14 protein-coding genes and 1 other RNA gene are annotated in these 16153 nt (G+C 35.3%); 10 read left to right on the top strand and 5 right to left on the bottom strand.

The window, feature by feature from the left end:
* Positions 1–146 precede the first annotated feature (146 nt).
* Positions 147–2204 (bottom strand): M3 family metallopeptidase, encoded by a 2058-nt coding sequence (locus BW926_RS05370; protein ID WP_076444924.1) that lies wholly within the window; start codon positions 2202–2204, stop codon positions 147–149.
* A gap of 218 nt (positions 2205–2422) precedes the next feature.
* On the opposite strand from BW926_RS05370, the gene BW926_RS05375 reads away from it, so the two are divergent.
* From BW926_RS05375 to rpoN, 7 genes are all read left to right on the top strand, one after another.
* On the top strand, positions 2423–2956 hold the full coding sequence (locus tag BW926_RS05375; protein ID WP_076444926.1) for an SRPBCC family protein: 534 nt from the start codon (positions 2423–2425) through the stop codon (positions 2954–2956).
* Positions 2957–3034: 78 nt separating this feature from the next.
* A complete protein-coding gene (locus BW926_RS05380; protein ID WP_076444927.1) occupies positions 3035–3484 on the top strand; it encodes a hypothetical protein in 450 nt (149 codons plus the stop codon).
* Between the two features lie 125 nt (positions 3485–3609).
* A complete protein-coding gene (locus BW926_RS05385; RefSeq protein WP_076444929.1) occupies positions 3610–4122 on the top strand; it encodes a nitroreductase family protein in 513 nt (170 codons plus the stop codon).
* 193 nt (positions 4123–4315) lie between these two features.
* Complete coding sequence (locus BW926_RS05390) at positions 4316–4876, top strand: 30S ribosomal protein S16 (protein ID WP_076444931.1); 561 nt, start codon at positions 4316–4318, stop codon at positions 4874–4876.
* Between the two features lie 15 nt (positions 4877–4891).
* Entirely contained in the window at positions 4892–5434 is a 543-nt protein-coding gene (gene rimM / locus BW926_RS05395; protein ID WP_076444933.1) for a ribosome maturation factor RimM, read from the top strand.
* A gap of 483 nt (positions 5435–5917) precedes the next feature.
* A complete protein-coding gene (asnS, locus tag BW926_RS05400; protein ID WP_076444935.1) occupies positions 5918–7366 on the top strand; it encodes an asparagine--tRNA ligase in 1449 nt (482 codons plus the stop codon).
* Between the two features lie 499 nt (positions 7367–7865).
* Complete coding sequence (rpoN, locus tag BW926_RS05405) at positions 7866–9329, top strand: RNA polymerase factor sigma-54 (protein ID WP_076444937.1); 1464 nt, start codon at positions 7866–7868, stop codon at positions 9327–9329.
* Positions 9330–9424: 95 nt separating this feature from the next.
* Here the strand turns inward: rpoN and BW926_RS05410 are convergent, their stop codons facing one another.
* Both BW926_RS05410 and BW926_RS05415 read right to left on the bottom strand, forming a co-directional pair.
* The gene (locus BW926_RS05410; RefSeq protein ID WP_076444939.1) at positions 9425–10096 is read right to left on the bottom strand and encodes a beta-carotene 15,15'-monooxygenase; all 672 of its coding nucleotides are present in this window, start codon (positions 10094–10096) and stop codon (positions 9425–9427) included.
* Positions 10089–10580 (bottom strand): RNA polymerase sigma factor, encoded by a 492-nt coding sequence (locus BW926_RS05415; protein WP_072954385.1) that lies wholly within the window; start codon positions 10578–10580, stop codon positions 10089–10091. The genes BW926_RS05410 and BW926_RS05415 overlap by 8 nt, the downstream gene beginning before the upstream one ends.
* A gap of 171 nt (positions 10581–10751) precedes the next feature.
* Between BW926_RS05415 and rnpB the strand changes: the two genes are divergently transcribed.
* An RNA gene (gene rnpB / locus BW926_RS05420) (RNase P RNA component class A) lies at positions 10752–11075 on the top strand.
* Between the two features lie 160 nt (positions 11076–11235).
* Here rnpB and BW926_RS05425 read toward each other — a convergent pair.
* The gene (locus tag BW926_RS05425; protein WP_076444941.1) at positions 11236–12108 is read right to left on the bottom strand and encodes a PPK2 family polyphosphate kinase; all 873 of its coding nucleotides are present in this window, start codon (positions 12106–12108) and stop codon (positions 11236–11238) included.
* Between the two features lie 103 nt (positions 12109–12211).
* Entirely contained in the window at positions 12212–12679 is a 468-nt protein-coding gene (locus tag BW926_RS05430) for a DUF1573 domain-containing protein (protein ID WP_076444942.1), read from the bottom strand.
* Between the two features lie 128 nt (positions 12680–12807).
* Between BW926_RS05430 and BW926_RS05435 the strand changes: the two genes are divergently transcribed.
* Positions 12808–15423: a valine--tRNA ligase gene (locus BW926_RS05435; protein ID WP_076444944.1), complete on the top strand. Its 2616-nt coding sequence runs from the start codon at positions 12808–12810 to the stop codon at positions 15421–15423.
* 47 nt (positions 15424–15470) lie between these two features.
* Positions 15471–16106 (top strand): DUF4241 domain-containing protein, encoded by a 636-nt coding sequence (locus BW926_RS05440; protein ID WP_076444946.1) that lies wholly within the window; start codon positions 15471–15473, stop codon positions 16104–16106.
* The last annotated feature ends 47 nt before the right edge of the window (positions 16107–16153 follow it).

The raw sequence follows: 16153 nt of genomic DNA on the forward strand, positions 1-16153 counted from the left end.
AGATTTGAAACGTTGGATATTACTTGGAAGAATCTGCATTTTTTAGCATTTTCTTTAAGATTAATCAAAAAATTAAAAGTTTAAACAACTTCTATGTATAAATAATGTGGTAGATTTCAATTTTAATGAATAATATTTTTATGAAATTATCCAAAAGCTCTTTTCAGCAGACTTTCTACTTTCGGCTCACTTCCTCTGAAGTTTTTGTAAAGTTCCATTGGGTCTTTTGTACCACCAGAAGAGAGAAGAGTTTTATACTTCGTCGCAATTTCAGGATTAAAAATCCCGTTTTCTTTAAAATATTGAAATGCATCAGCATCCAGAACTTCCGCCCATTTGTAAGAATAATACCCCGCAGAATACCCTCCCTGGAAGATGTGTGAAAAGCTCGGGCTCATCGCTGTTTCAGGATTTACAGGGTACAATTGTGTAGCTTTCGTGTACTCATCCTCAAACGCCTTCACGGTCTTATTCTCCAACTCTCTGACTTTTGTATGGTAATTCATGTCCAGCAATCCAAAACCAAGCTGTCTCAAGGTCTGATAACCTTCCATAAAGTTTTTCGACTTCTCGATTTTCTCGATTTTTTCGTCAGGAAGAATTTCATCAGTTTTATAATGTTTTGCGAAAGTTTTTAAGAATTCAGGTTCGTAGCAGAAGTTCTCAAGAAACTGGGACGGTAGTTCCACAAAGTCCCATTTCACAGAAGTTCCGGAAAGGGTAGGGTATTGCGTATTCGCAAGCATTCCGTGAAGGGCATGGCCGAACTCATGAAACAAAGTTGTTACCTCCTGGAATGTTAATAAGCTCGGTGTATCTTTTGTAGGCTTGCTGAAATTACAAACGATAGAAATATGCGGACGGGAATTTTCCCCATCTTTTTTATACTGATTTTTATAGCTTGTCATCCAAGCACCTGCTCTCTTTCCTTTTCTTGGAAAATAATCAACGTATAGTAAAGACTTGAAAGTTTTTTCAGCATTGTTGCTTCCATCTTCAAACTTTCTGCTTCCTGCCTCAAAAACTTCAAAAACTTTTACATCTTCGTGATATTTCGGAATGTCATTTCTTTCTTCAAAAGTCAGCCCGAAAAGTTGATTTGCCAGCCCAAAAACGGCATTCTGAACCTGATTCAAAGGGAAATAAGGTTTTAATTCTTCATCATTAAGATCAAATTTTGCTTTACGAAGCTTTTCTGCAAAGAAAGCATGGTCGTAAGCCTGCATTTGATCTATTCCATCGGTTTTTGCCAAAGATTTTAATTCTTCGATTTCTTTATTTGCATAAGGTTTTGCTTTTAACAGTAGCTCATTCAAAAATTCTAAAACTTTTGTTGGAGATTTTGCCATTCTTTCTTCCAATACATAGTCTGCATAGTCGTTATAGCCTAATAATTCTGCTTTTTGCTGTTTTAGTGTAAGCAATTCTTTAATTAATTTCTGATTATCAAATTCTCCACCGTCAAAAGATTTTTTACCATTGGCCAATGCCAGTTCTTTCCTTAACTCACGGTTTTCTGCATACGTCATGAACGGAATATAGCTTGGGTATTGCAGAGTGACAACCCAACCTTCCAGACTTCTTTCTTTTGCTTCTTCAGCGTATTGTTCTAAAATAGCATCAGAAATTCCTGCGAGATCTTCTTTATTGGTAATATGCTTAAAGTAATTATTGGTGGAGGCCAGGACGTTCTGCCCGAACTGAAGAGATTTTAAAGATAAATCCATATTGATTTTCTTTAATTTTTCCTTGTCTTCTTCATTTAATAAAGCACCGCTTCTCACAAAACCTTTGTAAGTTTCATTTAAAAGCATTTGCTGCTCTTCATTAAGGTTGTACTTCTCTTTTTCATCGAAGACTTTTTTTATTTTATTAAATAAAGCTTCATTTTGAGAGATTTTTGAAGAATATTCCGTTAAAATCGGTGAAACTTCCTGAGCGATCTGCTGCAATTCGTCATTGGTTTCTGCAGAATTTAAATTGAAAAAAATATTAGAAACCACATCCAGCTGCTCTCCCGAATAGGCCAGGGCTTCAATCACACTTGTAAAAGTAGGATCTTCAGGATTGTTGACAATGGCATCGATTTCTGCTTCAGATCGTTGAATTAATTCCTTGAAAGCCGGAAGAAAATCTTCATTTTTAATAAAAGTAAACGGTGCAGAATGATATGGTGTATTAAATTTTTCTGTTAAAATATTCATTTTAAAAATTTTAATTATTGTAAATGTAAGGAATCACAACGATTCTTGAACTGACTGGTCAAAAATAATGCCCGAATGAAAAGTTGTGACAAAATTGTTTATCTTTATTAATCTTGTCATATGCTAAGACGGAAGATTGGGGAAATGATTATTTTTGGCGGCAGATGAACGATAAAAACAGGCGATGTTAAAATTTTAAACCCAAATATATTTAACCTATGAAAACAATCTTAAAAATTATTGGTGTAATTATTCTTTTAATTATAGCTTATGCCATTATTGCAATGCTTGCCTTCAGTAAAGATTATCATTTTGAAAAATCTGTAGTAATTAATGCTCCGAAAGAAAAAGTCTGGCAACAAATAAGCTCAATGAAGGGGTTTAATAACTGGAATCCTTGGATGAAACTGGATCCTGCTATGAAAATTACCTACACCGGAGTTTCCGGACAAGTAGGTGATAAATATTGCTGGGATAGTAAAAATGATAATGCAGGAGCCGGCTGCCAGGAAATTAAAGAATTGATTTTAAATGAAAAGCAGAAAACCAAAATGACTTTTATTAAGCCATTTGAAGGGGAGGCGACTTCAGAAATTGTTTTGTTACCAGAAGGAAATGCTACAAAAGTTACATGGACGATGGATACTGAACAGAATTCAATGATGAAAATAATGAGACCAATGATGGATTACCAAATGGGAAAATCTTATGGTGAAGGTTTGGATAATCTGAAAAAACTTTCTGAAAACTAAATGAAGGCCTTGTAATTTTTTACAGGGCTTTTTTTATTTATATTGAAAAAATATTATCTTTATATAAAGATTCGATTTATGGAGAAGATAGTATTTGAGAAAAATAACATAAGAAATTATGTAAAAACAGCGATTGCCGAAAAGATCGAAAAGCTAAAAAACTTCATTGAATTTACTTTAGAGGCGAGCCGCGATATCAAAAAGACACCGAGATATGATAGCATAAGGGAAGAAATGCAGGAAGAAATTTACCAGATGCAAAGGCAGCTCGGTGCCCTGAATGATTTGAGGAGAAATATGGCAAAAGTCCTGAATAATACCACCGAAAAAGTTCAGTTGGGATCATTGGTGATTACTAATAAAGCACGTTTTTATATTTCCGTTTCTTTAGGAGAGTTCTTTTTTGAAGGTGACCGTTTTTATGCGATTTCACCGGAAAGCCCGATGGCAAAAAAAATGATGGGGATGAAATCAGGTGATGAGTTTACATTGAATGAAATTCATCAGAAGATTCTGGAGGTAATTTAGGAATAATAAATAAATGACTGGTCAGTTTAATAATAATAAGTTTTCAAAGATGGGGAAATCTATTGATGAAATGAAAAAAATTTATCATTATTAGCCATCCATCAAGTTTTTCGTAATTTTGATTTATGAATAACGCAAAAGTTTTAAAACAAATAATAGAGCAAAGAAGAAGCATTTTTCCAAAAGATTATTCTGCCACAGAAATTTCTCAGGAAATTCTGGATGAAATCTTACATTCAGTGACATTTGCTCCCAACCACAAGCGTACCAGGCCTTGGCGTTTCAAACTGTTCAGAGGGGAAGGAAAAACGAAATTAGCTTCAGAAATGCAGGCTATCTATAAAGCTACCCAGCCCGAACAACTTTTTTTGGAAAAAAAATACAATGATATTGGTTTTAAAATCAATAAAGCAGATGCTATAGTTTCTATTGTTGTCAATTTCAGCGGAATGGTTCCGGAATGGGAGGAAATCGCGGCAGTTTCTATGGCAGTTCAGAATATGTATCTTAGCTGTACTGCTAATAATATAGGCTGTTATTGGAGTTCCCCGAAAATTGTGGATCACTTAAAAGAATCACTTACCATTGAAGAAAATCAGAAATGCCTGGGGTTGTTCTATATGGGTAATCTGAAGTAAAATAGCCCTGATCGAGCGGCCTGTCTGAGCTCTTTTTCTTTGTAAAAGAAAAAAGCGAGTAGTGAGAGCGGGTTCCCGGCTCCTGAAAAAAATATCTGAATTTTTTACCCGGAGCTTTTTAATTTAAACTTTTTTATTATCTTTGCACTCTTAAATATTTAACTGGGACGAGTTCCCCTAAAATTCAAACATTATGTCAGTAAAAATCAGATTACAAAGACACGGTAAAAAAGGTAAACCTTTCTTCCACATCGTGGTTGCAGATTCCAGAGCAAGAAGAGATGGTAAATTCATCGAGAAGCTTGGAACTTATAACCCAATTACTAATCCTGCAACTATCGATTTAAACGTTGATTCAGCTGTACAGTGGTTAAACAACGGTGCTCAGCCTACTGATACTGCAAGAGCAATCCTTTCTTACAAAGGTGCACTTTACAAAAAACACTTACAAGGTGGTGTAGCTAAAGGTGCTTTTGATGAGGCGGAAGCTGAAAAAAGATTCAATGCATGGTTAGAAGCTAAAGAAGCAAAAGTACAAGGTAAAGTAGAAGGACTGGCAACTGCTAAGGCTGATGCCAAAAAAGCTGCTTTGGATGCTGAAGCAAAAGTAAACGAAGCTAGACTTGCTGCTGCTGCACAAGCTGAAGCTAAGGCTGCTGAAGAAGCGACTAATACACCTGCTGCTGAAGAGACTGCTGAGACTCCTGAAGGGGAAGCTGCTGCTGAATCTACAGAAGAAAACACTGAAGCTTAAGGAAGAACCCCCGGAATGCGTAAAGAAGATTGCTATTTACTAGGAAAAATCACGCGCAGACACGGACTTGCGGGAAATGTAATCCTTAAACTGGATACAGATCAACCCGAGCTTTACAATAAACTGGAATCAATATTCGTTGAAATCAACGGATTATTGGTTCCCTTTTTTATTGCAAAAACATCCTGGAGCAAATCTGATGCTCTGAATATTTCTTTTAAAAACTCTACAGAGGCTTTGGTAGATCAATCTTTAGGTAAAAATGTATATTTACCGCTTTCTACCCTGCCAAAACTTTCCGGGAAACAATTTTACTATCATGAGATTATCGGCTTTACGATTTTTGATGAAGAAAATAACAACTGCGGCGTCATCGAATCTGTAAATGATCAGACAGCACAGAATTATTTCGTTACGAATTTTGGCGGAAAAGAAATCGTAATTCCTATCATTAAAGACTGGATTCTTGAAGTAAACAGAGACGAAAAGTTTATCAAAATGCAATTGCCGGAAGGCCTTATTGATGTTTTCCTGATTCCGTTGAAGAAGGATGAATAACTTTTTTGGCAAAGAGGCAAAAAGTTGAGAAAGTAAACTCGCTTTTACGTTCTTACTTCTCACTTTGTTTTCAATACTTAATTACCAATTACTTATTTTCTGTAAAATATTGGTGTACATTTTTTGATCCAGTTTTTATCTAAAATTTGTTTGCCGTTCCATATACTGCCATTTTTATGAAACTGCCCGAATTTGCAAAATCTAATACTTCCGATTTTTGTGTCATAGGTAGGCTAATGTGAATTTTACCCAATTATCGATAGGATACAGATACATATTTTCTTCATTTCCAGGAGAGATTCGTAGAATCAAATTTAAAAACTCATAAATAAAAACAATTTCTTTAATTAATTCATGTTTGAAATTAGTATTTATTACATAATTGATAATTATTTTTTTTAATTAAAGCGGCATAAGATCAATTGCGCTGTTTTTTGTAACTTTGCACTCATTAATTTTTATACAAAAATTTATAATCAACAAATGAAAAAGCAGACAATTAAGGAAATCCTACAGGATTACAAGAAAGTACTACATCATGACATTACGGTTTACGGCTGGGTAAGAACGTTCCGTGCGAATCGCTTTATAGCACTTAATGATGGTTCTACGATTAATAATTTGCAGATCATTGTTGATTTCGAAAATTTCGATGAAGAGATTATTAGTAAAATCAGTACTGCAGCTTCACTGAAAGTTGTAGGAGAGGTTGTGGAAAGCCAGGGAGCGGGACAATCTGTAGAAATTATCGCTAAAAAATTGATCATTTTAGGAGACAACTTTACAGAGGAAAGAGACAAAACAATTCTTCAACCTAAAAAACATTCTTTAGAAGTTTTAAGAGAACAGGCTCATTTAAGATTCAGAACAAACTTATTCGGGGCAGTTTTCAGAGTACGTCATGCAGTGAGCTTTGCAATACATTCTTTCTTTAATCAAAACCAATTTTTCTATATCAATACGCCTGTTATCACAGGAGCTGATGCGGAAGGAGCAGGTGAAATGTTTGGCGTTACCAACTTTGATTTGAACAACATTCCAAGAGATGAGCAGGGGGATATTGATTTTGCTCAGGATTTCTTCGGTAAAAAAACAAACTTAACAGTTTCCGGACAGCTTGAAGGAGAAACTGCAGCAATGGGACTGGGAAGAATTTACACCTTCGGACCTACTTTTCGTGCAGAAAACTCAAACACAACACGTCACTTGGCAGAATTCTGGATGATCGAGCCGGAAGTGGCTTTCAACAACCTTGAAGATAACATCGATCTGGCAGAAGATTTCTTAAAATATGTGATTCGATATGTTTTAAATAACTGTAAGGATGATCTGGATTTCTTAGATAAACGTTTTGCAGAAGAGCAAAAAACTAAACCTGAAAAAGAAAGAGCAAAAGAAGGTCTTATAGAAAAGCTTGAAAATGTAATTGCTAAACGTTTCAAGAGAGTTTCTTACACGGAAGCCATTGAGATCTTAATGAATTCAAAAGAGAATAAGAAAGGAAAATTCCAATATCCGGTTGAGAATTGGGGAACTGACCTTCAGTCTGAGCACGAAAGATATCTAGTTGAAAAGCATTTTGAAAGCCCGGTAGTTTTATTCGACTATCCGAAAGAGATCAAAGCATTCTATATGAAGCTGAATGATGACAATAAAACGGTTGCGGCAATGGATGTTCTTTTTCCGGGAATCGGAGAGATTATCGGAGGGTCTGAAAGAGAAGCCAGATTGGATGTCTTAAAACAAAAAATGTTAGATATGCATGTAGATGAACATGAGCTCTGGTGGTATTTAGACACAAGAAAGTTCGGTTCTGTTCCGCATGCAGGATTTGGATTAGGACTGGAAAGGTTAATTCTTTTCGTAACAGGAATGACAAACATCAGAGACGTGATTCCTTTTCCAAGAACACCAAAAAATGCTGAGTTTTAAGAATATAACTTATTGTAATTAGATAATATCCTTCTCAGAAATGGGAGGGATTTTTTTATTAACTTTAAATCTGTATAAATTTTTAGAAGCTATTCCCCGTCTGGAATTTACACTGGCCTTGTGGAAGTGCTGTATCTTTCAGGTTACTTTACTCATGAACATAGGGCTAGGTAGTAGTCATTAATTTAAGCATTGGGAAATATTCACGAAGTTTTGTCATTCTGTAGGAATCCAGACCCAATATTAGAAAACTTGATGGAAAATGGTGTTTGGGTTTCTACGGAATGATGACAAATAGATGGAATAAAATCTGGAAGAAAAAAATTAAAATGGATTTATAAACAACAAAAGCCTTTAAAAATCATTTAAGGGCTTTTGTTGTTTATTTTAAATAGCTTATTGTACCACATGTACTACAAAAATCGTGCTAAAAACTATTTTTCTCGAAAAAAATTATTAAATTCGTAGAATATGTTATGTTAAAACACAAAGAGTAAATATGCTTAAACAACACTTACAACTCAAATTAGGTCAGAAGCTCGCACCTCAGCAGATCCAGTTGATGAAATTGATTCAGCTTCACACGTTGGAATTCGAAGAGGAGTTGGAAAGAGAGTTAGAAGAAAACCCTGCATTGGAAATTGTGAAGGAGGAAACCAAAGAAGAGGATTATTCTTCCCTTGAAGACGCTTACCAGGATGAGGGTACGGATAGCATTGAAACTGATTTTGATGTTGACCAATATCTTTACGATGACGAACCAAGTTATAAAACTGCATCCAGCAATTATTCTCCGGACGACGAAGAATTTGATAACGAAAGCCTGCTTACAGAAGGGCAATCTTTATATGATTATCTGCTGGAGCAGATCCACCTTGTAAACATCAGTGAAGAAGATGAAAAAATTGCAGAATACCTTATTGGTAACCTTGATACAGACGGATATTTGAGAAGAGAAATAAAATCCATTGTTGATGACCTGGCTTTTTCTCAAGGAATTTATACTACAAAAGAAAAAGTGGAGGACATTCTTGAAAATTATGTTCAGAAGCTTGATCCGCCGGGTGTGGGAGCGAGAGGTCTACAGGAATGCCTCCTTTTACAGATTGAAAAGAAAGTAAGCTCTGATAAAGCAGTTTCACTGGCCGCGAATATTTTAAGACATCAGTTTGATGCTCTTACCAATAAGCACTACAACAAGATTATCCAAAAATACGATATTGAAGAGGATGATTTGAAGGATGCTTTGGATGAAATCTCAAAGTTATCACCAAAAGTAGGTGGAAATTTTGATACTCAGACAATTACAATTAATCAGGAAATTATTCCGGATTTTGTGATTCAGGTAAAAGACGGACAGGTGATCCCAATGCTTAACAGCAAAAATGCGCCTACTCTAAGGGTTTCGGAAGAATATAAAGATATCTTAACAACCTATTCTCACGATAAAAATTCATCGGAACATAAGCAGGCTGCTCTGTTTATTAAGCAAAAATTGGATGCTGCAAAATGGTATATTGATGCAATCAATCAACGCCAGAATACTTTATTGCAGACTATTACCGCAATTGTAAAATTTCAGAAAGAATATTTCATTACCGGTGATGAGAAATCTTTAAAACCAATGATTTTAAAAGATATTGCAGATATTACAGGCTTTGATATTTCCACAATTTCAAGAGTGGTAAAAAGTAAATATGCAGATACACCCAACGGAATTATTTACCTGAAAGATTTATTCTCAGACAGCCTTACCAATGACGATGGGGAAGAGGTTTCTACCAAAGAAATAAAAACTCACCTTCAGGAGGTTATCAATAAAGAAAATAAAAGAAAGCCGCTTACCGACGATGCTTTGGTTGTTATTCTAAAAGAACAGGGTTACAATATTGCAAGACGGACAATCGCAAAATATCGTGAACAGCTGAATATTCCTGTTGCCAGATTAAGAAAAGAACTTTAGAATAAGAAAAAAGCATTTCTCACCCGAAATGCTTTTTATTTTTTTACTTTGTCAAAGTTAAAATCTTTGACAAAGTTTAAATTTATTTTCCAATATCAGCTATGAGAATCAATTTCTTTCAACTGTTTAAGATTGCGGTCTAACTTTTTGATAATAATGCCGTAAACCAGCTTGTAGTACAGCCATATCAATGAGACACTCAAAACAGTACTTACAATAATTCCTACAATAACGATGGTAAGATCGGCACTTTTAGGCTCAATATTCTGTGTATTTAAAGCATAAAATATAAATGCCGTGAAAACTGATGTAAAGGCAATCAGAAGGGCAATACTGATTAAGATAAAGGCATTGACGGTTTTCTTAAACTTAATGATTCGTGTAATTAAACCTTTTAAATTTTCTTCAATTTTGATCTTACGATAGTTCTGATAGAATTTATAAACGAAATAAGCTGTAATTAATAAACTGAGAATTTTTACAATTAAATAAGCATTGTCAAAATTACTTTCAACCTCAGGGGTTTTTTGAGCTCCCAGCCTTTCTAAAACTTTTATAAAGCTGGTAGATTCTTCACCCCGGAAAAAATAAAATAATCCCAAAGCAGAAAAAAACACAAATTCTGCAACACTGATCCAGAAAATATACTTCACGTAATTCCGCGATTTCCGGTTCAACATCTGAAGGATCTCAGTGTCGTCATATTTTTTCTGAACAGGCTGCTCCTGCCACATCTTCTTTAAGCTGTCTAAATCAAAATCAGGCATATTTTTCCATCTGCTCTTTAAGTGTTTTCTTTAATCTGTTCATTTTTACACGCGCATTTACTTCGGTAATCCCGAGGTTTTCTGCAATATCCTTGTAAGGCAAATCGTCAAGGTACATCATTACAATAGCTCGTTCCACATTGGGAAGTGTTTTTATTACAGTATACAAAAGTGATACCTGCTGCTGTTTTTCATCATCATCTTCGATAAAATCGGCGTGATTAATGTCTAGCTCGTTGGTAGGCAGGCTCTTGCTTTTTTTTCTGAAAAGAGTAATGGCTGTATTTAAAGCAACACGGTACATCCATGTAGAAATTTTGGAATTTCCTTTAAATGAATCATAGCTTCTCCACAACTGCAAGACAATTTCCTGGAAAAGATCTTCCTCATCCTCCAAAGAATTGGTATAAAGACGCGAAACCTTGATAATCAACCCCTGATTATCCTTAATAAGCTGCGCAAACTCTTTTTCCTTTGAAGCCAATATGTGTTTTGTTTAGTTTACGAAGATAAGATAAAATATCAATTTAACAATGTAATAGTGTAACAGTATAACAATCTATTACTGTGATAATTTAATTTTAAAAAAAGGTAATTAGGATTGTTATATTGCTAGATTTCTGAATTGTTACATTAAATTGTATCTTTGCACCCACGAGAAAGTCGGCTTGTTGATTCTTATTTCGGTAAGGGTAGGAAAGTCCGGACACCGTAGAGCAGCAAAGCGGATAACATCCGTCACCCGTGAGGGTAGGACCAGTGCAACAGAAAGGATGTACAGTTCGGCTGTAGTGAAATCAGGTAAACTCTTTGTGGTGCAATGATAAGTATATCGGTTCTTTTCAGCAATGAAAATAGGGGTTGCTCGCCCTGAAAGCCGAGGGGTAATCAGCTAAAGTCCTGCAGCAATGTATGACGCAGATAAATAACAGGCACTTCTTCGGAAGCACAAAATCCGGCTTATAGATTTTCTCGTGGTTTTTTTAAGCTGGAAGTTAGAAGCTGGAGGAGGGAAGTTTTTAATTTGAATATTTAAAATGAAAGATGCTTCGACAGGCCCAGCATGACACCTTACAAGGCAGTTCATAAACAGTTAGTATTAGAGATCTTATGCTGAGCTTGTCGAAGCATCTGTCATATTATTTTTCGTTTTCCAACTGTTTTTTCGCTTCCCCTAAGCTCAATTTGTCTTCATCAGAAAGGTGAGGAAGCCTCAAATCCATTTTTTCTAAAGTATCAATAATGATCTGAATGGCTGCCACTCTTGCAAACCATTTATTATCCGCAGGAAGAACATACCAAGGAGCATAGTCTTTCGAAGTTTCATTGATGGCTTCCTCATAGCATTCCATATACTTTTCAAATAATGCTCTTTCCGGAAGATCACCCATGGAAAATTTCCAATTTTTTTCTTGTTCATCGATACGGTCAAGAAGTCTTTTTTTTTGTTCTTCTTTAGAAACGTTCAGAAATATTTTTACAATGGTTGTCCCGTTTTGAGAAAGGTGTTTTTCAAAATTACGAATGCTTTCGTAGCGGTTTTCCCAGAATCTATTGTCAAAATCATTTACTGTTCTCCATGTTTTCTCACTTAAATTATATTCAGGATGCACTTTACAAACCAAAACATTTTCGTAGTGTGAGCGGTTAAAAATCCCAATCATTCCTTTCTGAGGTAATGCCAGATAATGACGCCATAAAAAATCGTGGGAATATTCTTTAGAGCTTGGTGTTTTAAAGCTTGTTACATTACATCCCTGTGGGTTTACACCTCCGAAAACATGCTCAATTAGGCTGTCTTTTCCTGCTGCATCCATCGCCTGAAGCACCACCAGAAGAGATTTGCTTCCATCGGCATATAATTTTTCCTGAAGCTCACGAAGTTTTTCCTTTTCATGGATTAATAATTCTGTCCCTTCTTCTTTGGTAAGTTTTCCTTCATATTTTGTAGAAGTCTTTTTTATTGAGAATTTTCCTTTGATCAAAAAATCATCTGAGAAATTGGTGTCCATATTTTTATTTTATTTAAAGATAACTTTGCTAAATTCTAAAACTACAATAAATATAATAAAAAACCGCCTCAACAGAGACGGTTTCTTTATTTTTTAGTAAAGATTACTTCACAACAGCAACTTTTTTAGCAGCTTTAGCGGCTTTTTTGTCAGCCTTTGCCTTAGCTTTTAGTTCCGCAGGTGTCAGTGGTTTTGGATCTGGAGCGTTTGGATCTACGTTTCCTTTAATGTAGATTACGCTTCTGCTGTTTGCAGGGTCGTTAGAAAATACTTCGATCATTTTGTTGAATCCTCCATTGATAGCAGTATTGTATCCAACTTTGATCTGAGCAGATTTTCCTGGCATAATAGGATCTGTCTTGAATTCAGGGGTTGTACATCCACAAGAGGCTTTTACATTGGAAAGAACAAGAGGCTTGTCACCCGTATTTGTTACTGTAAAAAATCTTGTACCGTCTGAACTAGGCTTTATTGTACCATAGTCAAAAGTCGTTTTGTCGAATGTAATAGTTTGTGCAGATGCAAAAGCGAATGTCCCGAATAATGCAATTCCTGCGATTAATTTTTTCATATTCTTGAATGTTAAATATATTGTTAGATAAATTTTGAGAAACAAAGTTAAAAATTATTTTAATTCATACTTAAAATTTTTTTTCTTTAGACTATTTTTGCAAATTGTAAATTAAAGTAAAAGAATTTATGCAGATTTCAGAAAAGTACAATCCACAGGAAACAGAACAAAAGTGGTACAATTACTGGTTGGAAAACAAATACTTCCATTCAGAGCCGAATGATAAGCCGCCTTATACTGTTGTAATTCCTCCGCCAAACGTTACGGGGATCTTACACATGGGGCATATGCTTAACAATACCATTCAGGATGTTTTGGTTCGCCGTGCAAGAATGCGGGGTTTCAATGCTTGTTGGATTTCGGGAACAGATCACGCTTCAATTGCTACTGAGGCTAAAGTTGTTGCTAAACTGAAATCTGAAGGGATCAGCAAGTCTGATATCACCCGCGAAGAATTTTTAAAACACGCCTGGGACTGGACCGATAAATATGGAGGAACAATTCTTGAGCAGTTGAAAAAATTAGGTTGTTCTTGCGATTGGGACAGAACGCGTTTCACAATGGAACCAAAACTTTCTCAGCAGGTTATCAAATCTTTTGTTGATTTATACAATAAAGGATTGATTTACCGTGGCTACAGAATGGTCAACTGGGATCCTGAAGCGAAAACCAATATTTCTGATGAAGAGGTAATCTTTAAAGAACAAAACGGAAAATTATATTTCCTGAAATATAAAATTGAAGGTTCTGAGGAATTTCTTTCGGTAGCTACAACGCGTCCTGAAACGATTTTCGGGGATACTGCGGTTTGTGTCAATCCTAATGATGAGCGATATGCTCATTTGAAAGGTAAAAAAGTAATTGTTCCTATTGTTGACAGAGTAATTCCGATCATCGAAGATGAATATGTTGATATTGAATTCGGAACGGGTGCATTGAAAATTACACCTGCTCACGACATCAATGACTACGAGATCGGGCAGAAGCATAATCTTCAGATGATTGATTCTTTGGATGATGACGGAAATTTAAATGATCACGGTCAACATTACGCAGGAAAAAACAGATTTGATGTAAGAAAGCAAATTGCGAAAGAATTAGAAGAAAAAGATCTTTTGTTGAAAGCAGAAGATTATGTAAATAAAGTAGGAACTTCTGAAAGAACAGGCGCAGTTATTGAGCCTAAAGTTTCTGTTCAGTGGTTCCTGAAAATGTCTGAAATTGCAAAACCGGCTTTAGATGTTGTAATGGATGATGAAGTTAAATTTTATCCTGAAAAGTTTAAAAATACTTACAAACATTGGATGGAAAACATTCGCGACTGGAATATTTCCCGCCAGCTTTGGTGGGGACAGCAAATTCCTGCGTTCTATTACGGAGACGGAGAAAATGATTTCGTAGTTGCCGAGACAATTGAAGAAGCTTTAGTTTTAGCAAAACAAAAAACTAACAACGATCAACTAACAGCTGACAACCTAAAACAGGACGAAGACGCTCTTGATACATGGTTCTCATCTTGGTTGTGGCCAATATCTGTTTTTGACGGATTGCTTGATCCTGGAAATAAAGACATCAATTATTATTATCCAACTTCAGACTTGGTAACAGGTCCGGATATTATTTTCTTTTGGGTAGCGAGAATGATCATGGCAGGATTGGAGTATAGAAAAGAAGTTCCATTCAAAAATGTTTATTTTACAGGTATTGTAAGAGATAAGCAGAGAAGAAAGATGTCAAAATCTTTAGGTAATTCACCAGATCCATTAGAGTTGATGGATAAATATGGTGCAGATGGCGTTCGTGTTGGAATTTTATTGAGTTCCGCAGCAGGAAACGACCTTCTTTTCGATGAAGATTTAATGTTGCAGGGGAGAAATTTCATGTCTAAAATCTGGAGCGCTTTCCGTTTGATCAATATGTGGAATCATGAAGATAAACCCGCGAATTCAACTGAACTTCAAGCAATCGAATGGTTTGAGAATAAATTAAATAAAACAATTACTGAGATTAATGATCAATTTGAAAAATTCAGAATTTCTGATGCTTTACATTTGGTTTATAAATTAATCTGGGATGATTTCTGTTCCTGGTATCTGGAAGCCATTAAACCTAACTATGGAGAGGGCATTTCTAAAGAAGTTTACACTAAAACAGTTTGGCTTTTTGAAGAATTAATGAAATTATTGCACCCATTCATGCCTTTCTTAACAGAGGAGTTATGGCAAAACATTTCAGAGAGAAGTATTGAAGAGGCGTTAATTATTGCTCAGCAGAAAAAAGCAGAAGCATTCAGCGAAGAAATTATTAAAAACTTCGAAACGGCATCTGAAATTATTTCCGGGGTTAGAAATTACCGTCAGACAAAAGGGATTTCACCAAGGGAAACTGCTGAAATTTATACCAATGCTTCAGAATTTGCAAACGAAGCAATTATTAAAAGGTTAGCCAATGTTTCAGAAATTCATTTCGGAACAAAGACAGATAAGCCGAGCTTTACTTTCCTGGTAGGAGCAACGGAAATTTCTATTCCATTAAGCGAAAATCTGGATTTAGCAGAAGAAAAAGCGAAAACAGAAGAAGAATTAAAATATTTAAAAGGATTCCTCGTTTCTGTGGATAAAAAGCTTTCCAATGAAAAATTTGTTGCTAATGCAAAACCGGAAGTTGTAGAGGTGGAGCGCAAAAAACAAAAAGATGCTCTTGACAAAATAGCGATTTTGGAGGAGAAATTAAAAACTTTATAAAAAACAAACCTTCAAGGTTTTTAAAACCTTGAAGGTTTCAAAATAGAATGAAACATATAGAAAACATACAAAACCTCTTCTCAAAAAACTTTGTGGAAAGCCCGTTGCTGGAAAGCTTTGAAGTTGGAAAAATCTATCTTTCAAGTGGAAAGCTTGTTGCTTGTGATCCATTGATTACCAACGATATGAAGCCTTTTATGACAGAATTCCCAAATGGAGATTTCTCTGTTTTGCTCCATAAAGAAAGAGAAAGCAACTGTGTGGCGTATGCAGAAATTATTTTCAGCCATGCAGAAATTTCAGATTGGAAACTGGCAACTACGGAAGGGCAGAATGTAAAGGATCTAGCAGATGGAGAAGTTTTCGGATATCCCGTGGAAAGCGGAATGGGATGCTTCATGGATATGGATACGCAGAATAATTTAAATGAATTAGAGCAAAAATTATATCATCGTAAAGGAGCAGATTTTATGGGGATTTATGAAGAATTTTTCCACGATGAGTTCTTTGATGAAGATGGAGCAATCGATCAATATGCATTTTTAAAACCATCAGAATCTTATCCGGGAACCATTTTTGCCTTTGAAACTGGGTATGGCGAAGGTTTTTATGCGAGCTATATTGCTTATGATAAAGCCAATGCTCCTGTTAAAATAATTACTGAGTTTATAGAAATTAGTTAATTAAAGTTAATTATTTTTGTTAAGCAATTCTCAAATTATAAATTTGT

Origin of the sequence: Chryseobacterium sp. RU37D (genome assembly GCF_900156075.1) — a bacterium.
Lineage (GTDB): Bacteria > Bacteroidota > Bacteroidia > Flavobacteriales > Weeksellaceae > Chryseobacterium.